Here is a 26,801-nt window from a genome sequence, read left to right as displayed (position 1 = left end):
TTCTCCAAAAGCATTTCACCGGGTCGCCGGGGTCCTCCCGACATTCATCCACTGGAACGTCAATCGATGAGAGGACCCCGTAGCGTTACCCGAGCGATTACTATACGTCGGCCTCCGAGAGCGCCGCCGCGATCCGCGGGCCGATGACCGCCAATGACGCGGCGTCGGTCATTCCGAGGTGATGCGTGTCCACGAATTGCTCTCGCACCGCGGCCACGTGCGGCCGCCACGCGTCGACCATCGTCGCCGGGTCCGCCTTGTCCGCGGTGGCGACGAAGACCTGGATCTCGCCTCCGAACGGCTCTGGACGAAGGGTCAGCGACACCTCTCCCGCGGTCGCGAAGCTGGTCATGATCCGCTCCACCTGGCCGTCGCCGAACAGGCCCATGCCCGCGATCTGTGAACGAATGATCTCGGTGACTCCCTCCGGCGTGTCGGCCGTGACGTCGTCGCCGAGGTCGAACAACTCGCGCCATCCGCCCAGGACGTCCATCACGTCCTCGGCGTCGATCGACGGTTGATCGCCCGACTGCTCCATCGCCCTCGCGACCGCCTCGGGGTCCTCCGGCTGCGCGTCCATCACGCCGAGGTAGGCGATAGTCTCGCCTGCGGACTCGAGTTGATTGGCCATCGCGTATGCGATCACGCCGCCGACCGACCATCCGAGGATGCGGTACGGCCCCTCGGGCTGCACCCGGCGGATCTCCTCGACGTATCGGCTCGCCATCTCCGCCACGTCGGAGTACACCGGTTCGCCGGCGACGACGTGCGGGTCCTGCAGGCCGTACACCGGTCGGTCCGGCAGGTACGGCAGCAGTCCGCCGTAGAACCACGCCAGTCCACCCGCGGGATGGATGCAGAACAGCGGCGGCCGGGTTCCGTCCGCGCGCAGGGCGATGAGGACGTCGTTGGCCTCTTCGTTCCCCGCAGCGATCCGGGCGGCGAGAGCACGCGGACTCGGCGCGCTGAACAGCCACGACAGTTCGATCTCCACCCCGTTGCGCTCTTTGAGCCGGGAGCGGACACGGGTGGCCGAGAGCGAGTTGCCGCCCACGTCGAAGAACGACGCGGTCGCACTGACCCGCTCGACGTCGAGGACGTCGGCGAACACGGCGGCGATCGCCTCCTCGATCGCGGTCTCCGGGGCCACATAGTCGGCCGAGGTCGGTGCGATGTCCGGCGCGGGCAGCGATCGGCGATCGATCTTGCCTGCGGCGTTGAGCGCGATGTCGTCGAGGCACGTCCACACCGTCGGAACCATGTAGCCGGGCAGCGCGGCCTCGGCGGCGGCACGGACGGCGTCCACCGGCGCCGACGCCGGCGACAGGTAGGCCGCGAGGAACTCCCGGCCCGCCTCCCCGGCGACGGTGACCGCGGCCAGCGCCACACCCTCCGTCTCGCCCAGGACCGCTTCGATCTCGCCGAGTTCGATCCGCAGACCGCGCAGCTTGATCTGCGAGTCGGTCCGGCCGAGGTACAGGAGCTCGCCGTCGGCGGTCCACTGCGCGAGGTCGCCGGTCCGGTACATGCGGGACCCGTCCGCGGCGAAGGGATTCGCGATGAACCGCTCCGCCGTCAGTCCGGTCATGCCGCCGTAGCCGCGACCGACCGCGACACCGCCGACGTAGAGCTCGCCGGGCACGCCGACCGGGACCAGCCCGAGTCGGGCGTCGAGGACCAGCAGGTCGACGCCCGCGATCGGCGCTCCGATCGGCACCGATCCGGTCTCGTCACCGGTGACCTCGCGGAACGACACCACATCGGAGGCCTCGGTCGGCCCGTAGCTGTTGAACACGCGCAGCCCGCCCGCGAGGAGCGGTCGCAACGGCGCGAGCCGAACGGGCTCGCCGCCGAGGAACAGCGTCCGGAGTCCGGCCAGCGCCCCGGCCCCGTCGGATTCGACGAGCGCCTCGAACGCCGACGGTGCCATGTTCATCACCGCGATCGAGCGTTCGGCGAGGAGCTGCAGAATCTGCTCGGGGTCGAAGACCGCGTCGGCGAGGTGCACCGTGGCTCCGGAGGCCAGCGCCGCCCAGACGTTCTTCTGCGTGAGGTCGAACGTCGGCGACGAAGCCACCAGCACGCCGTCGCCCTCCGACAGCGCCAACTCCCGGTGATACCAGCCGATCGTGTTCTCGATGCCCGCGAGCGGCACCATCGTCGGCTTCGGCCTGCCGGTCGATCCCGAGGTGGTGATCACGTAGCCGAGCCGGCCGGCCGGTCCGGCGGGGACGTCGGCGAAGGGCTCGACCGCCCGCTGCTCGCCGACCGCCACCAGCTCGACGCCGTCGGCGAGATCGTCCGCGTGGCGGTCGATCCAGTCGGCGACACCGACGACCACGCGTGCGGCCGCGTCCTCGACGAGCGAGCGGAGCCGGGCGATCGGGACGGACGGGTCGACCGGCGCGTAGGCCGCGCCGACCTTCCAGGCGGCGATCATGCCGACGATCCAGTGAACCGAACGGTCGAGCGCCAGCACCACCACGTCGTCGTACCCGATGCCGAGACCCGCGAGCTCGGCCGCCAGCGCGTCCGCGCGGGCGACGACCTCGCCGTAGGTGAACGTCGCGTCGCCCACGTTGACCGCCACCGCATCCGGTGTCCGCCGGGCACGGTCCACGACCGCGCCGATCAGCGCTGCCGAGGGTTCCGTCTCGGCGCCGTGCGAGAAGCCGAGAACCCCGGCTCGCGCCTCCGCCGACAGGATCGACGCGTCGCCGACCGCCTGCCGCGGGTCCGCGGTCAGTCCGTCGAGCAGTAGCACCAACCGGTCCGCCGCCGCGCGGATCGTCGACTCGTCGAACAGATCGGTGGCGTAGATCATCGATCCGGTCCAGGCACCGTCGGACGCCGACACGTTCACCGTGAGGTCGAACTGTGCGGGCTTCTCCGGCGCGGTGGCCGGAGTCACGGTCAGGTCGCCGAGTGCCACCGGCTCGTCCGCGACGGCGGCGCCGTCGCCGCCGAACGACAGCATCACCTGGGCGAGCGGTGAGAACGCCTCGGTCCGCGTCGGGTTCAGCGCGTCGACCAGCACCTCGAACGGCACCGCGGCGTGCGCGAAGGCGTCGACGTCGGTCACTCGGGCCTGGTCGATCAGCTGGTCGAACGTCGATCCGCCGTCGATCCTGGTGCGCAGCACCAGGGTGTTGACGAACATGCCGACCAGCGGATCGAGCGCGCGTTGTCCGCGGCCCGCGATCGGTGTGGCGATCGCGATGTCCGAGGTTCCGGACAACCGGGCCAGCAGCGCCGCGAGTGCGGCATGCACCACCATGAACGGAGTGGCCGACTGCGCTGCCGCGACGGCGGCGATCCGCTCCCCCACCTCTGCGGGGATCTCGAACGCGACCTCTGCTCCCCGATGCGACGCCGCAGGCGGACGCGGACGATCGGTCGGAAGCCGCAGCACGTCCGGCAGTCCGGACAGCTGCGTGGTCCAGTACGCCAGGTCCCTGCCGAGGACCGACGCGGGATCGCCCGGATCGCCCAGGACGCGATGCTGCCAGAGGGCGTAGTCCGCGTACTGCACGTCGAGCGGAGCGAAGATCGGCACCGTCCCGGCGGCCCGCGCCGCGTATGCGGTCACCAGGTCGCCGACCAGCGGGGTCACCGATTCGCCGTCGGCCGCGATGTGATGAGCGACGACCGCCAGCACGTGCTCGTCCGGGCCGAGTGCCAGCAGGCGGACCCGGATCGGCAGGGCGGTGCCCAGGTCGAAGCCGCTGGTGACGGCTCGTTCGACGTCCGCGGGGTCGGTCACGACCGCCCAGTCGAGCAGTTCCTCCGCCCGTTCCGGCTCGTGGATCAGCTGATAGGCCACCCCGTCCTCGGAGGGGAACGACGTTCGCAGCACCTCGTGCCTGCGGACGACGTCCACGGCGGCGGCGCGCAGCGCGCCGACGTCGAGGGCACCGGTCAGCCGGACCACGGCGGGCACGTTGTACGCACCCGAACCGGACTCCAGCTGGTTGATGAACCAGATGCGCTGCTGAGCGAACGACAGCGGAATCCGGTCGGGACGCGGCCACACCGCCGAGACCGCCTCGAGCGCCGCGCCGCGGCCGGCGACCGCCCGGACGAGATCGCGGACGCTCGGCGCACCGAACACGTCGCGCACCGACACGTCGACGTCGAGCGCCTCCGACACCCGCGCCACCAGCCGGGTCGCCGACAGCGAGTTGCCGCCGAGCTCGAAGAAGCCGACTGTGACGCCGACCCGGTCAAGGCCCAGGACCTCGCCGAACACGGCGGCGACCGCCTCCTCGTCAGGGCTCGCCGGTGCGACGTACTCGGCTTCGGCGATCTCGGGCTCGGGCAGCGCCGGCCGATCGAGCTTGCCGACCGCGTTGATCGGGATCTCTTCGATGACCATGATGCTCGCCGGGACCATGAACGACGGCAGGCGATGCCGCACGCCGTCGCGGAGTTCGTCGACGGACAGCTCGTGCCCGCCTTCGGGCACCACGTAGGCCGCCAGCGACGACGCCGGCTCGCCCACGCCGATCACCACCGCCGCGGCGACGCCGGGCAGATCGGACAGCACGGATTCGATCTCACCGAGCTCGATGCGCTGACCGGCGATCTTCACCTGGAAGTCGGCGCGGCCGGCGAACTCGAGTTCGGCGTCGTCGTTGATCCGGACCAGGTCGCCGGTGGCGTACATGCGCGAACCGTCCGCGGTGAACGGATCGGCGACGAACCGCTCGGCCGTGAGCCCGAACCGCTGCAGGTAGCCGCGGCCGAGGCCCTGCGGCGCCGACAGGTACAGCTCGCCGACGAAGCCGTGCGGCACCGGCTGCAGGCGGGCGTCGAGCACGTACCCGGTGAACCCGCGGACCGAGGTACCGACGTTCACCGGCTTCCCCGCCTCCAGGATCGCGGTCGACGAGATGACCGTGGCCTCGGACGGACCGTAGAAATTGAACATCGCCTTGCCTGCGCCGGCCCGATTCGGCCCGCTCGCTCCGCTCCCGGCGCCGGCCCACTTCTCGACCAGTTCCTGCCCGCACGGCTCACCGCAGACGATGAGGTTGCGCAGCGCACTCGCGCTGTCGACGTCGAGGGTCGCGAGCACCGACGGCGTCAGCACCAGATCCGTGATGGCGTACCGCGCCAGGAGCGCGTCGAGCGCCGGACCCGCGTAGTCGGACGCCGGTGCGATGACCAGCGTGTGACCCGCGCCCAGCGCCCAGATCATCTCGAAGAACGACGCGTCGAAGCTCGGCGATGACAGGTGCAGGATCCGCGTGTGGTCGTGGTCGTCGCGGGTACCGGTGATCTGAGCCAGCCGATCGGCCATCGTCGCCAGACCGCGGTTGTGGTTGGCCGCGGCCTTCGGCCGGCCGGTGGTGCCCGAGGTGAAGATCAGATACGCCAGATCGTCCAGCCGCACCACGCCGTTCCGGTCCGCGTCAGTGACGTCGGAGTCGTCCACGTCTGCCGCGACCAGATCGTCGACCAGCAGCCACTCCGGATCGAAGCCCGCGAGCCGGGACAGGTGTCCCGGCACTGTGATGCCGAATCGCGAGCGGGTGTCGTCGAGCATGCCCGCGATGCGCTCGTCCGGATGCGCCGGATCGATCGCCACGAACGCGGCGCCGGTCTTGACCGTGCCCCACACCGCGGTGACCGACTCCACCGATCGGTCGATCACGACCGCCACGATGTCCTCCGGCCCCACGCCCTCAGCGATCAGCGCGCGGGCCACGCGGTTGGTCCGCGCCTCGAAGTCGGCGTAGGTGATGACCTCGTCGCCGTCGATGAGTGCCGGGTGGTCGGGGTCGATCTCGCGGTCGGCGATCATGTCGACGACGCGCTTGGGTTCGACGGCGTCGGCGGGCGACGGGAGCACCGCGCCCGCCAGCGCCTCACGGGCGATCAGCGGGATGTCACCGATCGGCCGCGCGGCGTCGGCCGCGAGCTCCGACAGGATCTGCCGGACGGCGTCGGCGAACACCTGCGCCTGGCCGTCGCTGAACGCGATCGGCAGGTACTTGACCGTCAGCAGGATGCCGTCCGCCGTGGGCGCGGCCCCGAGGTTCAGCGGGTAGTGCGTCGCGTCGGTGACCTCGGCGCCGCGGATCTGCAGGCCCGATCCGACCGACTCGGTGTCGGCGTCGGCCAGGCTGTCGGTGTCGACCGGATACGACTCGTAGACGGTCAGCGTGTCGAACAGCGCGGGCAGCCCGGTGAGCGCGGTCAGTTCCGGTAGACCGATGTGCTGATGGTCGAGCACCTTGACCTTGTCCGCCTGCAGCGACGCGAGGACGTCGAGCGCGGGCGCGGCCGGATCGACGTCGACGACCACCGGCAGGGTGTTGATGAACAGGCCGACCATGGATTCGACGCCGTCGAGATCAGCGGGCCGACCGGATACGGTCTCGCCGAACGTGACGACCCGATTGCCGGTGTACCGCGACATCAGCACCGCCCAGGCGAACTGCAGGACGGTCGAGACGGTCGCACCGCTGCGCCGCGACAACTCCTCGATCGCCGCCGTCAGCTCGGCTCCCAGCGACATCCGCAGGTCGCGCGGCATCGTGTCGGCGGTCGCCTCCACCGTGGTCGCGACGAAGGTCGGCTCGGTGATCGGCGCGAGAACCTCACGCCACGCGTTCAGGCCGGCCGCATGATCGGCTCGCCCGATCCGGCGTGCGTAGTCGGCGAAGTCGAGCGTCTCCGACCCCGCCGGGCGGCCCAGTCCCGTGTACGTCGCTCCGGTTGCGTAGAGCGCGAGGAGGTCGGCCATCACCAGCGGACCCGACCATCCGTCGAACAGGATGTGGTGGTTCGTGATCACGACGCTCGCGCCCTGCGCGTGCTCGACGAGCACGATGCGCAGGAGCGGTGCGACCGCCATGTCGAACGGTACGAGCTTCTCCGCGGCGGCCACGCGATCGATCTCCGCCGCGGCGGCCTCACCGTCGCGGTCGCCGAGGTCGACCACCCGCCACGGCACGTCGACGGTCACCGGCACCACGCCGACCACCGCGCCGCCTCCGGTCTGGACGAAGGCCGAACGCAGCGAGCCGTGATGCGCGAGCAGGTCGCCCGTCGCCCGACGCAGCCGCTCGACGTCGATGTCGCCGCCGAGATGCAGAACGGCCTGCGTGACGTACACGTCGACGGCCGCGTCGCCCGCGAGCTGCGACTGGAAGTACAGACCGCGCTGGAGCGGAGTGAGCGGCCAGACGTCGGCTCCGGGATGCTGCTCGGCGATCGTGTCGAGATCGGCCTGGCTGATCCCACTGCCCGGCACATCCGACGGCGAGAGTCCCACGTCGCCGCGGGCCGCGTGCACGACCGCCGCGAGCTCGCGGCTCCAGTTGTCCGCGATGACGCGGACGTCGTCGCCGGTCAGCACCGCGGGTGCGTAGCGGAAGTCCGCGGACAGCACCGGTCCGTCGGTGCCCGCCACGGTCGACGCGTTGATGACCAGCGGCGCCATCGCGGCCAGTCGGCCGCGCACCGCCGACGGCAGGAACGGCGCGTCCGGCGCAGGGAGGAACGGGGCGGCCTGCGGGGCCTGGCCCTCCGCTCCGGCACCGGCGGTCGATCCCGAGCCACCGAGGTAGTTGAAAGCGATCGACGGCAGCGGCCGGTCGCCGAGCGCCGAGCCCGCGCGGTACCGCAGCAGTCCGTACCCGACACCGTGGCCGGGCTGTCCGAGCCGCTCCTCCTTGACCGCCTTCACCGCGTGGACCGGGTCGTCGGACGGGTCGACGAGGATCGGGGCGATCGTCGTGAACCAGCCGACCGTGCGCGACAGGTCGGCGCGAGCCGGAGTCGCGGCGTCCGCGAGCACGTCCTCGTATCGGCCGTGTCCCTCAGAGAGGACCGCGATCGGCCCGGCGTCGGCGATGCCCGTCGACTCCTGCCACGACCGGACCGCACGTCCGAGCGCGGCCAGCATCGCGTCCGTCGCATTGCCGCCGAAGGCCTGCGGCACCGCTGCGATCAGCGGTTCGGAGACGGCGGTGTCGACGGTGTGGACGACGGACTCGGTCTCCGAGTACACGTCGCGCACCGGATCGAAGGCCGTGCCGAACGGTGCGGACGTCTCCGGCGACCGCGCGAGCCAGTAACTCAGCTCGCCGTCGCGGTCGACGGCGTGCGCCGACAGTGCGGCGTTCCAGGCGCGGACCGACGATGCCTCCGGCCGTACGAGGACCGGCTGTCCGCCGGACGACTGCGCCCAAGCGGTGACGAGGTCCTCGATCAGGATCGGCCACGACACCGCGTCGACGGCCAGGTGATGCACCGTGAGCACGACGCGTGCCTCGCCCTCGGCGCGCACCAGGCTGGCCCGCACGAGGTCGCCCGACGTCGGGTCGAGCGCGGCCGCATCGGCGGCGTGTGCCGCCCGGACCGCGTCCGGCAGTGCGTCGTCGGCGTCGATCACCGTCACCGCGGCGGCGGGGTCGAAGTCGCCGCCGACGGACATGCCCCATCCTCGGCTGCCCCGCCGTAGCGACGCCGTAAGCATCGGATGTGCACGGACCACTGCGTCCAGCACCACACCGAGCTGCTCGCCGGTGACGCCGTCGGGCGCGGTGAGGACCATCGACTGGTTGAAGTCGGCGAAGTCCGCGGCGGTCGGCGCGGCCTCGATCAGCCAGGACACGATCGGCCCCACCACGGCGTCGCCCGCGGGTCCGCCCGGTTCGACGATCATCGGGAGGCGCTCGGCGCCCTCCGCGACGACGCGGGCCATCCCGCGCACCGACTTGTGCTCGAAGATCTCCCGCGGGGTCAGTTCGAGGCCTGCCGCGCGCGCCGCGGACGCCAACTGGATCGACATGATCGAGTCGCCGCCCATGGCGAAGAACGACTCGGTGACGCCGACGCGTTCGCGGCCGAGGAGTCCGGCGACGATCGCGGCGAGGGTCTCCTCCGCCGCAGACGCCGGGGCGACGAGATCGTCGTCGGCGATCACGAGCTCGGGCTCGGGCAGGGCGCGACGATCGAGCTTGCCGCCGGGGGTCAGCGGCAACGCGTCCAGCATCGTCACCACATGAGGCACCATGTGGGCCGCCAGCCGCTGCGACGCCTCGTCGAGGATCTCGTCGACGGCGGGTTCGCCGCCCGCCGCGGGGACGACGTAGGCCGCCAGTCGCGACCGGCCCGACGCGTCCCGGACACCGATGACGACGGCCGAGTCGATGGCCGGCAGGTCCGCCAGCACCGCCTCGATCTCGCCCAGTTCCACACGCTGACCGTTGATCTTGACCTGATCGTCGGCGCGGCCGGCGAACTCGATCTCGCCGTGGGCGTTCACGCGGACGAGATCGCCGGTGGCGTACATCCGGGCACCGGGGGTGGCCGAGAACGGGTCCGCGACGAACGAGCCGGACGTCTGGCCGGGGCGGCCCAGGTATCCGCGGGCCAGCGAGTCGTCGGACGCCAGGTACAGCTCGCCCACGACGCCCTGGGGCACCGGATGCAGTCGGACGTCGAGGACGTAGGCGGCGAAGCCGCGCACGGGATGGCCGATGGTGACCGGCTGTCCGGGCATCGACCGTCCGGTCAGCGACCACACCGTCGCCTCCGAGGGACCGTAGAAGTTGTACATCGTGCGGTCGGCGACCGACCCGGCGCCGACCCACTTCGCGATCAACTCGGGCGGGCAGGCCTCGCCGCCGGTGACCAGGTTGCGGATGCGATGTCCGCGTGCCGGGTCGACGGTGGCCAGCACGGTCGGCGTGATGAGGGTGTCGGTGACGCCGTCGCGATCGAGGATGCGACCGAGCGCCTCGCCCGCATACTCCGAGGCCGGCGCGATGACGAGCGTGTGACCGAGTCCGATCGACCACATCATCTCCAGCACCGATGCGTCGAAGCTCGGCGACGCGACGTGCAGCACGCGCGTGTCGGGCGACTCCGCGTGCGACCCGCTGACCTCGCGGAACTGGTCGATGAAGTTCGCCAGTCCGCGATGGCTCACGCCGACCGCCTTCGGCCGGCCGGTGGAGCCCGAGGTGTAGACGAGGTAGGCGAGGTTGTCGACTGTCACGACGCCGTTGCGGTCGGCCGCGGTGATCGGTGCGGCGTCGCCGACCGAGATGTCCGCGACGTCGAGCCATTCGCAGGCGGGAGACGTCCCCGCTCCGTCGCCGAGGCGACCGCGGGTCGCGGCGTCGGTGATCCCGAGCCGGACGCCCGAATCGGCCACCATGTAATCGATGCGGTCCTGCGGGTACGCGGGATCGATCGGTACATAGGCGGCGCCCGCCTTGATGACGCCGAAGACAGCGACCACCGAGTCGATCGACCGTTCCAGTCCGATCGCCACGATGTCGTCCGGCCCCACCCCGCGCTCGATGAGGGCACGGGCCACCGCGTCGGTGCGAGCGTCGAACTCACGGTAGGTGAGCTCGACGCCGTCACAGACCAGCGCCGGATGGTCCGGGTCCACGTTGCGCCGAGCGAGCAGCTCAGGCAGCGGTGCCGGGACGCTGACGCCGCCGTCCGCGGCGGGCAGTGTGCCGCCCACGGAGTTCCGGCTGACCGCCGACGCGATGCCGGTGCCGACCAGGTCGATGTCGCCGGTGGCGATCCGCGGATCGGCGATCATGGCGGCGAGCGTCCGCAGCCAGGCGTCGGCGAACCGGCGCACGGTCGCGTCGTCGAACAGCGACGTGGCGTACAGGAAGCGCGCCGTCATCGGGGTGTCCGCCGTCGACTCGGCGACCTCGACGGTGAGGTCGAACTTGGCGACCGGCTCGGCGGTGGCCAGCGGCTCGGCCGTCAGACCCGGCAGCTCCACTCGCCCGAGATCGGCGCCGCCGCCGGCACTCACGTGCGCGAAGGCGATCTGAACCAGTGGCTGGTGCGACGTCGATCGTTCCGGTGCCAGTTCCTCGATGAGATCGTCGAACTGGGCGTCCGCATTCGCGAAGGCGTCCAGGTCGACGCCGCGGACACGGCCGAGGAAGTCCGCGACCGACTGCGCCGGATCCACCTCCGTGCGCAGGACCAGCGTGTTGACGAACATGCCGACCAGGTCTTCCAGGGCCGCGTCTGTACGACCGGCGATCGGCGAGCCGATCACCACATCGGTGGTCGCGGCCAGACGCGCGACGGTGATCGCCAGCGCGGCGTGCGTGACCATGAAACCGGTGGCGCCGTGACTGCGCGCGAGACGCTCGACGCCGTCCGCCAGCGCCTCGTCGACGTCGACGCTCAGCACCGCGGCCGCGGTGTCGAGAACGGCCGGGCGGGGACGATCCATCGGGAGATCGGTCACCGCGGGCAGGTCGGCGAGCTGTTCGCGCCAGTACGCCATCTGCCTGCCCATCGGCGACGAGGCGTCCGCCACGGCGCCGAGGACTTCGCGCTGCCAGAGCGCGAAATCGGCGTACTGGACGCCCAGTGTCGGCTGCGCGGGGACGTCCGCACCGGTCCGCCGCAGATAGGCCGTGAGGAGATCGCGGACGAAGACCTGATTCGACTCGCCGTCGAAGGCGATGTGATGAGCGGTCAGGACGAGGTCGAGTCCGTTCTCCGTACGACGGAACGCGCCGCGGATCGGCAGCTCGACGGCCACGTCGAATCCACTCGACGCCGACTCGATGAGGCCCGCGACGTCGGCGGTCTCGGTCCAGACGAACAGTTCCGAGGCCTGTGCCGCGGACAGGATCCGCTGGCGGGGTCCCCGATCGTCGGACGGGTACACCGTCCGCAGCACCTCGTGCCGATCGAGCAGATCGTCGAGGGCTCCGCGGAGCGCTTGGAGGTCCAGGGCGCCGTCGAGCTTCAGGCCCATCGGGATGTTGTAGGCGGGCGACACGGTGTCGAACTGGTTGATGAACCACATGCGCTGCTGCGCGGTCGACAGCGGCAGTCGTTCCGGCCGCTCCCGCGCGGTCAGCGCGGTGATCTGCCTGCCGCGTCCGTCGATCGCCTCGGCGAGCTCGCGGACGCTCGGTGCGTCGAAGACGTCGCGGACGGTGACGTCGACGTCGAGCACGGCCGCCACCCGCGCCGCGAGCCTGGTCGCGGCCAGCGAGTTGCCGCCGAGGTCGAAGAAGGACTCGGTCACCGAGATCGACTCGGCGCCCAGCAGATCGGCGAACACTCCGGCGATCGCCTCTTCGACGCGGTTCGCCGGCGCCGCGAACTCGGTCGCCGAACCGGTGAAGTCCGGGAGCGGCAGTGCCTTGCGATCCAGCTTGCCGTTCGCGGTGAGAGGCAGGCGATCGACGGCGATCACCAGGTCCGGAACCATGTACCGGGGCACTCGGGTCCCGGCGGCCTCCCGGACGTCTGCGACGTCGAGAGTCGCGCCCGCGTCGCCGACCACGTAGCCGATGAGCAGATCGCCGCGGTGCCGGTCGGTGACGATGCGCGCCGCGGCTCCGGTGACCCCGTCCACGCTCAGCAGCGCGGACTCGACCTCGCCGTACTCGATGCGGAAGCCGCGCAGCTGCACCTGCCCGTCCGCGCGGCCCAGGTACTCGATGTCGTCGCCGACCCACCGGGCCAGGTCGCCGGTCCGGTACAGTCGCGAACCCGCGGCGTCGGCCGCGAACGGATTCGCGACGAACCGCGTCGCCGACAGTCCCGGACGATTCAGATAGCCCTGTGCCAGCTGTCCGCCCGCGACGTACATCTCGCCGACCACGCCCGTGGGAACCGGCCGCAACCGGTCGTCGAGGATGTGGATCGCCAGTGAACTCAACGCGCGTCCGATGAACGACGGGTCCGCCGCAGAAACCGCGGCGCGGTCGATCGGCCGGTACGTGACGTGGACCGTCGTCTCGGTGATGCCGTACATGTTGACCAATTGCGCGGTGTCAGCCGGGTACTCGTCGAACCAGCGGCGCACGTGCTCGAAGCCGAGTTCCTCGCCGCCGAACACCACGTACCGGAGCGCGAGCTCCGGATCACGGCGTCGGCGAGCATCGATGAGCTGGTAGAACGCCGACGGCGTCAGGCTCAGCACCGAGACGCGCTCGGCGGCGAGCAACTCGACGAAACCGTCGATGTCCCGCGCCAGGTCCCGGTCGACGATCACCACGCGGGCACCGGAGAACAGCGGTCCCCACAGCTCCCAGACCGAGAAGTCGAAGGCGTAGGAGTGGAACAGCGTCCACACGTCGTCGGCACGGAAATCGAAGTCCTCACCGCACGCCGCCATCAAGGCCGCGACGTCACCATGGGTGACCTCGACGCCCTTCGGCAGACCCGTCGAGCCGGACGTGTAGATCACGTAGGCGCGTGCCGCGGCGGGCGTGCGAACCGGGACGAACGACATGCCCGCGGCATCGTTGCCGACGATCAGATCGTCGACGTCGAGCACCTGGACGTCGGCCTCCACGACGGACCACAGACCGTGGTCCTCGGTCGAGGAGTCGGTGAGCACGACCCCGACCCCCGCGTCGCCGACGATGTACGACAGCCGGTCGACCGGGTTGGTCACGTCCAGCGGCAGATACGCCGCGCCCGCCTTCAGCACGCCCAGGATCGACGACACCAGGTCCACCGATCGGGCGGTGGCCAGGCCGACCAGGTCGCCCGGACGGACTCCCGCGGCGACGAGACCGGCGGCGATCGCGGACGACCGCCCGTCCAGTTCCGCGTACGACACGGACCGGCCGAGCGCGGAGACCGCCGTCGACGCCGGGTGGGCGGACGCCGACTCGGCGAACGAGTCGACCAGCGAGCGCTGCCGCTCCGGATCGACCGCCGGTGCGGGCAGCGACGACAGCCGCGCACGCTCGGCGGCCGTCAGCACGTCGACGTCACCGACGGCGGCCGCCGGATTCGCGGTCACCGCATCCAGCACGACGAGGAAGCGGTCGGCGAGCAACGCGATCGACGCCTCGTCGAACAGATCCGTGGCGTAGACCAGCGACGACTGCCACGCCTCGCCCGCCTGCATCGCGACATTCACATGCAGGTCGTACTGGGCCGGGATCTCGGGGGAGCTGATCGGCTCCACCCGCAGATCGCCGATGTCCACACCCGGCTGGTCCGAACCCGTCTGCGTCACGGCGAGGATCACCTGGGCCAGCGGGCCGAACGACTCGCTGCGCACCGGCCCGACCGCCTCGACGACAGTCTCGAACGGGGCGTCCGCGTGGGCGAACGCGTCGAGGTCGACCTGCTTGACTCGGCTGAGAAGCGCGTCGAACGTGTCACCGGACGACACCGGCGTCCGCAGCACCAGGGTGTTGACGAACATGCCGACGAGTGGCTGCAGCACCTGCTGACCGCGGCCGGCGATCGGCGTCGCGACCGACACGTCGTCGGTCGCTCCGAGGCGGCCGAGCAACACCGCGAGCGCGGCGTGCACCACCATGAACGGAGTGACCCCGGCCGCCTGAGCGGTCTGTGCCACCCGATCGCCGAGCTCCGCCGGGATGCCGAAATCGAGCTTCCGGCCGCGGTGCGACGCGATCGCCGGACGCGGCCGGTCCATCGGCAGGTTCAGCACGTCCGGTGCTCCGGCCAAGTGCTCGCGCCAGTACGCCAGCTGGGTGCCGACCACCGAATCGGGGTCCTCCGGCGAGCCGAGAACGCGGTGCTGCCAGATCGCGAAGTCGGCGAACTGGACCGGCAGCGGGTCGGCGGCCGCGGACGATCCGGTGACGCGGCGGGCGTAGGCACCGACCACGTCCCGCACCAGCGGGCCCATCGATTCGCCGTCGGCACCGATGTGATGGGCGACGACCGCGAGCACGTACTCGCCCGCCGACTGCTCCCACAGGCGCACCCGCAACGGCCACTGGGCGGTGACGTCGAAGCCCGTCGTCACCGCGGCGGCCACGGCGTCCTGCGAATCGACGACCGCCCAGTCGAGCCCGTCCTCGATCTCGTCCACCGACGCGATGCGCTGCGTCGGCACTCCGTCGAGTGCCGGGAACGAGGTCCGCAGGACCTCGTGTCGCTCCAGCAGATCGACCACCGCACCGCGCAGCGCCGGCACGTCGAGCGTCCCGCTCAGCTTCAACACCGCGGGGATGTTGTACGTCGGGGCCGTCGGTTCCAGACGGTTGATGAACCACATCCGCTGCTGTGCGAACGACAGCGGGATCTCCGCGGGCCGCGGCACCACCGCGACGATCGGGGCCAGCGCACCGCGATGACCCGCTGCCGCGACGACCAGTGCCCGGACGGTCGGCGCCTCGAAGAGGTCACGCACCGACAGGTCGGCATCGAGGATCTCACCGGCGCGGACCGCGGCACGCATCGCCGACAACGAATTGCCGCCGAGGTCGAAGAACGACGCCGTGACGCCGACCTCGTCCAGTCCGAGCACCTCGGCGAACGCCGCCGCGACCGCACGCTCGGCGTCGTTCTCGGGCGCCACCATCTCGGCGTCGGCGATCTCGGGCGCGGGCAGCGCCCGCTTGTCGAGCTTGCCGACCGGAGTGAGCGGCAGGGCGTCCAGCACGGTGATCGTCGACGGCACCATGTAGGCGGGCAATCGGGTGGCCGCGAACTCCCGCAGCGCGGCGACGTCGATCGGCTCCGCGGTGACGACGTACCCGGCGAGGGCCGAGACCACTGACGTGGTGGTCCGCTGCCCCGCTGCGGTGACACCGATGACGACCGCCGATTCGACGGCCGGATGACTGCCGAGCACGGCTTCGATCTCGCCGAGCTCGATCCGCAGGCCGCGCAGTTTCACCTGGTCGTCGCTGCGGCCCGAGTACTCGACCACCAGCTCACCGTCGGTGCCGCGCACCCAGCGGACGATGTCGCCGGTCCGGTACAGACGCTCCCCCGGTGCGCCGAAGGGATTCGCCACGAAGCTCGCCGCGGTCAGGTCGGGACGTCCGAGGTAGCCGCGCGCCAGCACGGTTCCGGCGGCGTACAGCTCGCCGGGCACGCCGACCGGCACCGGCCGCAGGTTCGCGTCCAGCACGTAGAGGTCGGCGCCGGCGATCGGCGAACCGAGGACGACGCGCGACGAGTCGAGCGGGCCGCTGATGGTCACCGCGACCGTCGCCTCCGTGGGGCCGTACATGTTGTGGAGCGGCGTGTGCCCGGCCCACTGCGCCGCGACGGCGGGCGGCAGTGCCTCGCCGCCCACGCCGAGCGAGTTCAGCGGCGGCACGTCCGACGGATCGAGCGAGCCCAGCACTGCCGGCGTCAGGAAGACGTCCGTGGCGCCGATCTCCCGGATGAACTCGGCCAGCGGCGCACCGCCGACGACGTCGGCCGGCCGGTAGCGCAGGGCGCCGGCGTTGCCGATCGCCAGCAGGTACTCGAGGACCGAGGCGTCGAAGGCCGGCGACGCGTAGCCCAGGACCACGGCGCCGTCCGACAGCCCGAGCCGCTCGGACTCCTGGGCCGCGAAGTTCGCGAGTCCGGCATGGGTCACCGAGACGCCCTTCGGGCGTCCGGTGGTGCCCGACGTGTAGATGACGTAGGCGGTGTTGTCCGCCGTCGGACGGATCGCCAGTTCGCCGGGCTCGATCGGCTCGCCGCCGCGACCCGCGGCCGCCTCCGACACGTCGATCCAGTCAACGCCCGCGTCCGGCAGTTCGCCGGACGCCGCACTGCGCAGTCCGAGCAGCACGCCGGAGTCCTCGACGGTGGTCACGATCCGCTCGTCCGGGTAGTCGGGGTCGATCGGCACGTAGGCGCCGCCGGTCTTGGTCACGGCCCACATCGCGGTGTACAGCTCCACCGAGCGCGGGATGGCGAGCGCCACCAGCGCCTCGGCGCGCACACCGCGCTCGATCAGCGCGCGCGCCAATCGATTCGACCGCTCGTCCAGTTCCGCGTAGGTCAGCCGGCCGCCGTAGCCGTCGGTGACCGCCACCCGGTCCGGATGAGACCGGACCACCGCGCCGAACAGGTCGGCCAGCAGTCGCGGCTCCGACCGATCGCCACCGCTGACCGGCGTCAACGGCCGGGACTCGGCCTCCGACAGCAGTCCGATCGACGAGGTCAGCGCGTGCGGATCGGCGACCATCGCCGACAGCACCCGCGCCAGGGCCCCGGACAGCATCTCGACCAATTCCTCCGAGAACGCCGAGGGCAGGTACTTCAGCTTCAGCGTGAGCCGATCGCCGGTCATCATGGTCGCGAGGTTCAACGGGTAATGCGTCGCATCGCTGGCGTCGACGTCGAGGATCTCCAGGCCGCCGGTCATCCCGGCGCCCGCGGTCGAGAGCGACTCGTTGTCGACCGGGTACGACTCGTGCACGGTCAGCGTGTCGAACAGTGTCGGCATCCCGGTGAGCGCCGCGATCTGCGGGAGACCGAGGTGCTGGTAGTCGAGCACGGACACCTTCGCCCGCTGGAGCCGTCCGAGCACCTGCGCGACGCTCGCCGACGGATCCACGTCGACGACGGCGGGCAGGGTGTTGATGAACAGGCCGACCATGGACTCGACGCCGTCGAGTTCCGCGGGTCGTCCCGAGACGGTCTCGCCGAAGGCGACCACGCGGTTGCCCGTCAGTCGGGACAGCAGCACCGCCCACGCCGCCTGGAGGACCGTGCTGAGCGTGACGCCCTGGCTGCGCGCCAGCGACTCGACGGCCGCGGTCGTCTCGGCGTCGAGGGTGCGCGCCAGGTCCCGCGGCATGGCGTCGGCCGAGGCCTCCGCGCCCGCGGAGACCAGCGTCGCGTCGTCGAGCGGCGCGACGACCTCCGCCCACGCGGCCAGTCCGGCGTCGGTGTCCACCGCCGCGATGTACCGCAGGTAGTCGCCGAAATCGGTGCGCTCGGCGCCGGTGACCGGCGCGCCGGTCACGTACAGGGCGAGCAGGTCGGCCAGCACCAGCGGCCCCGACCAGCCGTCCAGCAGGATGTGGTGGTTGGTGACGACGAGGCTAGCGGTCTCATGATGGGTGACCAGCACGAACCGGATCAGCGGCGGCGCGTCGAGATCGAACGGCAGCAGCCGCTCCTGCCGCGCGATCTCCGCGACGCGTCCCGTCACGTCCGGAGCGTCCGCGGGCAGATCGACGACGGTCCACGGCAGGTCGACCTCGGCGGGAACCACCGTGACGGCCTCGCCGGACTCGGTGCGCAGGTACCCGCTTCGGAGCACCGGATGGTGCGACAGGAGCTTCTCCGCCGCGGCCCGCAGACGGTCGGCGTCGAGGTCGCCACCGAGTTCGAGCACGGCCTGCGTGACGTAGACGTCGACGCTCTCGGCGTCCAGGTGGGCCGACAGCGCGGCCTGGAAGGCGAGGCCCTGCTGCAGCGGCGTGAGTGACCACACCGCGGCCGACGGGAACCGTGCGGCGATCGTATCCAGGTCGGACTGCGTCACGGATGCGCCCGGAACATCGGCGGGCGAGAGTCCCGGCCCGGCGTTCGCTGCCTCGACGACCGCCGCCAGCTCGGCCTCCCACCGGCGCGCCAGATCCTCGATCGCATCGCGGTCGAAGAGCGCCCCGGGGAACGAGAAGTTCGCCGACAGGCTGCGGCCCTCCGGCGACGCGACGGTGCCGACGTTGACACTGAGCGGGTTGAGCACCGGCATCGCACCGGACGACGACGGCGCGAACGCCGGCGCGTCGTCGGCCCCGCCGAACGGCAGCGGTTCCACCGACTCGGGCGCACCGCCGGAACGACCGGCGCCGAAGAAGTTGAAGCCGATCGACGGCAGCGGCCGCCGACCGATCTCGGAGCCGTCGGCGTAGCGGAGCAGACCGTAGCCGACGCCCGCGGACGGCTGGCCCAGTCGCTCCTCCTTCGCCGACTTCACCGCGTGAGCGGCGTCGGCGCCGGGGTCGACGACCACCGGTGCGATGGTGGTGAACCAGCCCGCGGTGCGGGTCAGGTCGGACCGGCGCGGCTGGGCACTCGCGACGAGGATGTCCTCGTCGCGACCGTGCGTCTCGACCAGGAACGGGATCGGCGCGTCATCGGTGATGCCGCGCGCGGCCTGCCACGACCGCACCGCCCGGGCGAGCGCGCCGAGGAGTGCGTCGTTGGCGCTGCCTTCGGCACCGGTGGTCCCGAAGGCCTCGGGAACCGAGGTCAGGACGACTTCGGTGATCACCGGGTCCACCCGATGGATCACCGAGAGCTCAGTTCCCATGGTGTCGCGACCGGTGTCGGGCACCGCACCGAGATCGGTGGCGGTCTCCGGTGATCGGGCGAGCCAGTAGGCGGCCTCGTCCACTCGCTCGGCCGTCTGATCGGCGAGGGCGCCGAACCACGCGCGACCGGAGGTCGTCTCGGGCCGCAGTGCGATCGGCGTGCCGGAGGCACGCTGAGCCCACGCGGTGACCAGGTCCTCGATGAGGATCGGCCACGACACCGCGTCGACGCCCAAATGATGGATCACCAGGACGATGCGTCCGACACCCGCCGGGTCGACGACGGCGATCGCCGACAGCAGCGAACCGGTGGCCGGGTCGAGGCGCGCGGACGCGTCGGCGAAGGCCTCGTGCAGTGCCGCCTCGAAGCCCGCGGAGCCGACCGGGTCCGAGACGGTGACGACGCCGGTGGCCGCGAACGGGTCGAACTCGGCACCGGCGGTCATCGCCCAATCGCCGTCGACGCGCTCCAGGCGCGCGGACAGCATGGGGTGGGCGGCGACCAGTGCGCCGATCACCTCGGCGAGGCCGTCGTGGTCGAGACCGCTCGGTGCGACGAGGGTGGCCGACTGCGAGAGGTCCGCGAACCGTTCCGGCTCGCCGGCGAGCTCGATCATCCACCGCACCACGGACGGAATCGCCGAGACGCCCTTCGGACCGTCGGCGGGCTCGTCGAGCATCGGCAGACGCGCCGAGGCGTCGGCGATCGCCGCGGCCATCGCGCGGACGGTCCGGTGCTCGAAGATCTCGCGGGGCGAGAGGTCGACACCCGCGGCACGCGCGGCGGACGCGAGCTGGATCGACATGATCGAGTCACCGCCCATGGCGAAGAACGACTCGGTGACACTGATCCGGTCGAGTCCCAGCACACCTGCGACCAGCGCCGCGAGGGTCTCCTCGGCCGGACTCGCCGGCGGGACGTAGTCGGCTTCGGTGGAGGCGAAGTCGGGTTCGGGCAGCGCCCGGCGGTCGAGTTTGCCCGCCGAGTTGAGCGCCACGTCGTCGAGCAGCGTCCACACCGACGGACGCATGTACTCCGGCAGCGCCTGCTCGACGGCGGTCTTCACCGCGTCCAGATCGATCGTCGACGGGGACACGTATCCCACCAGGTGCTCGCCGCCACCCGGTCCGGTCGCGACGGTCGCCGCCGCATGGACGACACCCGGGGCACCGGCGAGGACGGACTCGATCTCGCCCAGCTCGATGCGCTGACCGCGCAGCTTCACCTGGAAGTCCGCACGACCCAGATACTCGATGTCACCGTTCGCACGACGACGCACCAGGTCGCCCGTGCGATAGAGCCGCGCACCCGGCGCACCGAACGGATCGGCGACGAACCGCTCCGCCGACAACCCCGGCTGCGCCGCGTACCCGCGGGCCAGCTGGACGCCGCCGAGGTACAGCTCGCCCGGAACACCGTCCGGTACCTGCTGCAGACGCGAGTCGAGGACGGCCATCGAGGTGTTCCACACCGGCTTGCCGATGGTGACCAGATCCGGAGCGTCGGAGACGTCGGCCCAGCCGACCTCGACGGCGGCCTCGGTGGGACCGAACAGGTTGTGGATCCCGACCTGCGGCCAGACGGCGTGCGTCGCGGCGACCGCGGCGGGCGGCAGCGCCTCGCCCGAGGCGAAGACCCAGCGCAGCGTCGTCAGGCGTGCCAGACGCTCGGCGTCGAGGACGTCGAGGAACACCGCCAGCATCGACGGCACGAAGTGCACCGACGTCGCCGAGGTCTGCTCGATGAGGTCGGCGATGTACTCGGGGTCGGCGTGGCCGCCCGGCGCCGCGACGACGACGGTGGCGCCGGCGAGCAGCGGCCCGAACAGTTCGGGCACCGACACGTCGAAGGTGTACGGCGTCTTCTGGATCACCCGGTCGCCGGCGGTCCAGGCGAAGGCGTCCAATCCCCACCAGAGCCGGTTGAGCACGGCGCGATGCGAGACCGTGACACCCTTCGGCTTGCCCGTCGAACCGGAGGTGAACAGGGTGTACGCCGCACTGTCCGGACGCAACGGTCCGCGACGTTCGGCGTCGGTCACCGGACCGGAGTCGGTCGGGGCCGGCCCGGAGGCGTCGACCACGCGCACCGGAGTCCCGGTGAGTCCCGCGACCGCGTCGGGCGTCTCGGCGACGGTCAGCACCAGAGCGGCGCCCGCCGTCGACATCATGTACTCGACGCGATCGGCCGGAGCCTCGACGTCGATCGGCACGTACTGACCGCCCGCGGCGATCACCGCGTGCACGGCCACCAGCATCTCCACCGATCGCGGCAGGCACACACCCACCGCGACATCCGGTCCGACGCCCGCCGCGATCAGTTCGCGGGCCAGCGTGTTGACGCGGGCACCCAACTCGGCATAGGTCACCTCGCGACCGGCGAACAGCAGCGCAGTCGCCTCCGGGGTCGTCGCGACCTGCCGCGCGACCGCGTCGGCGATCGTCGGTGCCGAGGGCACCGTCACCTCCGGTCCCCACGCGTGTGCGGCGATCTCGCGCTGCGTCTGCGTCGGAATCAGCGGGGCGTCGCCGATCGGCGACTCCGGGTCGGCGGTCAACTCGCGCAGCAGCGCGACGAACCGATCCGCCAGCGCGCTCATCGTCGAGGCGTCGAACAGATCTGTGGCGTACGTGAACGACGCCCGCCAATCCTGGCCGTCCTCGGTCACCGTCACATTGACTCCGAGATCGACCTTCGCGGGGCTGTCGACACCTTCGACGGGGCTGATGGTCAATCCGCCGACGGTTTCGTCCTCGAACATGGCGGCGCCGGACTGATCGAAGGTCAGCATCACCTGCGCGAGCGGCGCGAACGCCTCGCTGCGGACGGGATCGACGGCTTCGACGACCGTCTCGAACGGCACGTCGGCGTTGCCGAACGCATCGAGGTCACCCACGCGCACCTGCTCGAGCAGCTCGCTGAAGGACTGCCGCTGGTCGACGACCGCACGCAGCACCAGGGTGTTCACGAACATACCGACCAACGGGTCGAGTACGGCGTGGCCGCGCCCGGCGACCGGCGTCGAGACCGCGATGTCCTCGGTGGCGCTCATGCGCGACAGCAGCGCGGCGAGCGCCGCGTGGACGACCATGAATGCGGTCGCGCCGGTACTGGCCGACAGCTCCGCGATCCGGTCCGCCACCTCGGCCGGCACGGTGAACGCGAAGTCGGCGCCACGCTCGGAGGCGACCGCCGGACGCGGCCGGTCGGTGGGCAGGTCGAGGACGTCGGGCAGACCGGCGAGCCGGTCGGTCCAGTAGGCGAGCTGCCTGCCGAGCACCGATCCGGTATCCGATGTAGACCCGAGCACTTCGCGCTGCCAGATCGCGTAGTCCGCGAACTGCACCTCCAGCGGCGTGAACTCCGGTGCGGCACCGGCACTTCGGGCCAGATAGGCGACGACCGCGTCGGTGATCAGCGGTGCCATCGACTCGCCGTCGGCCGCGATGTGATGGGCCACGACCGCGAGCACATGCTCGCCCTCGGCGGCCTGCCACAGGCGGGCCCGCAACGGCAGATCGACGGACACGTCGAAGCCGGTCGAGAGGGCCTTCTCGATGTCGGCGCGGCTGTCGACGACCGCCCAGTCCAGGCCCGCTCCGGGCGCGTGCACCAGCTGATGCGGCGCGCCCTCGCGGGCCGGGAACGTGGTGCGCAGCACCTCGTGCCGGTTCACCACGTCGACGAAGGCCGCGTGCATCGCCTCGGCGTCGAGCGGGCCCGTCAGGCGCAGCGCGATCGGGACGTTGTAGGTCGGCAGGCTCGGATCGAACTGGTTGATGAACCACATCCGCTGCTGTGCGTACGACAGCGGAATCAGCTCCGGTCGCGGATCGGCGACGGTCACCGGCGGCAGCGCGGCGCCGTGCCCGGCGACCGCCGCGGCCAGCGCACGCGCGCTCGGCGCATCGAAGACGTCGCGGATCGACACCTCCACCTCGAGGGCGTCGGACACCCGCGCGGCCACACGGGTGGCCGACAGCGAGTTGCCGCCGAGGTCGAAGAAGCTCTCGGTCACCGAGACCTGTTCCAGCCCGATGAGGTCGGCGTAGATCTCAGCGACGGCGCGCTCCGCGTCGTTCTCGGGCGCGACGTACTCGGCGACCTCGATCACCGGTTCCGGCAGGGCACGCTTGTCGAGCTTGCCGACCGGAGTCAGCGGCAACGCGTCCAGCACGGTGATCGACGCGGGCACCATGTGCGCGGGCAGCCGCTCCCCCAGGAACGCCTTCAGCTCCGCGACGTCGACGACGGCCGGATCACCGACCACATACCCGGCGAGGGCCGTGGCGACAGAGCCGCTTGTGCTGAGCCCCGTCGAAGTGCCTACACCCACGACCACCGCGGAGTCGACCGCCTCGTGCGAGGCCATCACCGACTCGATCTCGCCGAGCTCGATGCGCAGACCGCGGAGCTTCACCTGATCGTCGCTGCGACCCGAGTACTCGACGACCATCTGCCCGCCGTCGCCCTTACGCCAGCGGACCACGTCGCCCGTGCGGTACATCCGGTCCCCCGGAACACCGTAGGGATTGGCGACGAACCGCACCGCGGTGAGCGCCGGGTGATCGAGGTAGCCGCGGGAGACCGCGTTGCCGACCACGTAGAGCTCGCCCGGGACGCCGACCGGCACCGGCTTGAGCCTGTTGTCGAGAATCAGCAGGCCCACGCCGTTGATCGGTCCGCCGAGGTACACCGGAGCTCCCGGCTGCATCGGCTCGCTGATCGTGACACCGATGGTCGTCTCGGTGGGACCGTACAGGTTCTGGATGCGTCGCATCTGCGACCACTCGTCGCGCAGGGCCGCCGGAACGGCCTCACCGCCCGCATACACCACGCGGAGCGCGGGCAGCCCCGCCGATTCGAGCGTCGAGAGCACCGTCGGCGTCAGGAAGGTGTGGGTCACCGCCTGGCGCATCATGAAGTCCTGCAGGACCGGTCCGCCGACCGCGTCGTCGGGCCGATAGATCAGCACGCCGCCGGAGACGGTGGCGAGCAGGTACTCGAGTACGGAGGCGTCGAAACTCGGCGATGCGAATCCGAGGACGCGGGAGTATTCATCCGCGCTGGAACGACGACGCTCCTCCTCCGCGAAGTTCGCCAGACCCGCATGGGTCACCGCGACGCCCTTCGGACGGCCAGTGGAACCCGACGTGTAGATCACGTACGCCGTGTTGTGGATGCGGACCGGAGCCAGAGTCTCCGACGCGGCGACCTCGCCCGCGTCAGCGGCACCGATCTCCTCGACGACGCGCACGTCGTCGAGTCGGACCCAGTCGAACCCTTGGTCCGGCAGGTCGCCGGACCCGGCGACCGCCAGGCCGAGCATCGCGCCCGAGTCCTCGACCATCGCCTGCACACGATCGGCCGGGTAGGTCGGGTCGATCGGTACGTAGCCGCCGCCGGTCTTGGCGACCGCCCAGATGGCGGTCAGCAGCGGAACCGACCGCGAGATCGCCAGTGCCACCAGTGATTCGGTGCCGATTCCGCGAGCGATCAGCCATCGCGCCAGCTGGTTCGACCGTGCGTCGAGCTCGGCGTAGGTGAGCACCGTGCCGTCGGCGTCGACAACCGCCTGTCGGGATGAGAACTCCGCAGCAGCTCGGGCGAACATCTCGCGCAGCAGCATCGGCTCAGTGCTCAGCCCGGTCACGACCATCGGCTCGGCCGGGGCGCCGTCGAGCGGATCGACGACTCGGTACTCGCGTCCCGAGGCCGGCGTCGCGGGCGTCGAGTCCGCGCCCGACGCCGCCTCGTCGTGCTCGCGCTCGGTGAGCGGCAGGTCGCCGACCGCGATCTGCGGATCGGTCAGCGCCGCGTCCAAGATGCCGACCAGGTAGTCGGCGAACCGGGTGACGGTCGAGCCGTCGTACAGATCGGTGGCGTACAGCATCGAGCCGAGCCACGGCTCGCCTGCGGGCCCCTGGCCCACCGACACGAGCAGATCGACGCGCGCCGGAACCGAACCGGTCTCGACCGGGGCCACCGTCAGCCCGCCGATCTCGCCCTGCGCGAGGTTCGCGCCGGCGAGTTCGGGCAGCGCCGATTGGTCGAACGTCAGCCACACCTGCGTGAACGCGGCGAACGCGCTCGAGCGGGCGGGATTCACGGCGTCGACGACCGTCTCGAACGGCACGTCGGCGTTCGCGAAGGCGTCCAGATCGGCGGCTTTCGCGCGCTCGACGAGGTCGGCGAACGAGCCGCCACCCTCCACCAGCGTGCGCAGCACGAGAGTGTTGACGAACATGCCGATCAGCGGATCCAGATCCGCCTGACCGCGGCCCGCGATCGGCGTGCCGATCGCGATGTCCTCCTGGGCGGTCAGCCGCGAGACCAGCGCGGCCAACGCGGCATGTACCACCATGAACGGCGTGACGCCGTACTCGCGGGCCCGCTCGCCGATCCGCTCGGCCAGGTCGGCCGGAATCTCGAACGTCACACTGTCGCCGCGACGCGACGCCGTCGCCGGACGCGGCCGATCGGCGGGCAGTTCCACCAGGTCGGGCAGACCTGCGAGGCGACTCTCCCAGTGGGCCAACTGCTGCCCGACCACCGACGCCGGGTCCTCGGGCGAACCGAGCTCCCGCTGCTGCCAGATCGCGTAGTCCGCGTACTGGATCGCCAGCGGCGCGAACACCGGGTCGGTGTCCTCGGCGCGCGCGAGGTACGCCGTCACGAGGTCGGTGATCATCGGCGCCATCGACTCGCCGTCGGACGCGATGTGATGCGCCACGACCGCCAGCACGTGCTCGTTCGGTGCGGCTGAATCATCGGGCCCGCTCGCTTGGCTCCCGGCGCCCGGCCAGATCCGCACGCGGACGGGGAACTGGCGCGTCACGTCGAATCCGGCAACGACGGCCGCTTCGATCTCGGCCTGTGACTCGACGATGTCCCAGTCCAGCCGGGCCGCGACCGCCGAGGCCCGGGCGATCTTCTGGTGCGGCTCGCCGTCGACCGCCGGGAAGGTGGTCCGCAGCGATTCGTGCCGCGCCAGCAGATCGAGAACCGCGGCGTGCAGCGCGTCCGAGTCGAACTCGCCACTGATGCGCAGCACCGTCGGCAGGTTGTAGGCGGGAGACGAGGTGTCGAGCTGGTTGATGAACCACATGCGACGCTGCGCGAACGACAGAGGAATCAGGTCCGGCCGCGGGTCCACCGCGACGATCGGCGCCAACGCCGCGGACTTGCCACCCGAGGCGGCCACCAGTTCTCGGACGGTCGGCGCGTCGAACAGATCACGCACCGACAACTCCACGCCCAACGCCTCACCGGCACGCGCCACCAGACGCATCGCCGACAACGAGTTACCACCCACATCGAAGAAGTCATCGGTCACACCGACCGTCTCCACACCCAGCACATCGGCGAACGCCTGCGCCACCGCGGCCTCCACCGGACCCTCCGGCGCCACGAACTCCGCATCCAGCGAACCGAACTCCGGCGCAGGCAACGCCTTCCGATCGATCTTGCCCGCCGTATTCAACGCGATGTCGTCGAGCACCATCCACACCGACGGCACCATGTAGCCCGGCAGTGCCTTCGCGGCCGCGGCCTTCGCCGCGTCGGCATCCGGTCGCTCGCCCGGAGCACCGGCCAGATACGCGACCAGATGCTCGCCACCGCCCGGTGCCGAGGCCACGGTCACCGCGGCATGAACCACGCCCGGCGCACCCGCGACCACCGCTTCGATCTCACCCAGCTCGATGCGCTGACCGCGCAACTTCACCTGGAAGTCCGTGCGACCCAAGTACTCCAGACCACCGTCCGGCAGACGACGAACCAGATCA

The 26,801-nt window shown here is 71.2% G+C and carries 1 protein-coding gene; it reads right to left on the bottom strand.

Going from position 1 to position 26,801, the window contains the following annotated elements; translation table 11 throughout:
• Positions 1-100: 100 nt before the first annotated feature.
• Positions 101-26,801: non-ribosomal peptide synthase/polyketide synthase (locus SCNU_RS21035; protein WP_009679140.1), on the bottom strand; the 26,701-nt coding region annotated here is incomplete at its 5' end.

The sequence above is a fragment of the Gordonia neofelifaecis NRRL B-59395 genome, assembly GCF_000192435.1.
Lineage (GTDB): Bacteria > Actinomycetota > Actinomycetes > Mycobacteriales > Mycobacteriaceae > Gordonia > Gordonia neofelifaecis.
This window is presented reverse-complemented; position numbering and strand designations above follow the sequence as displayed.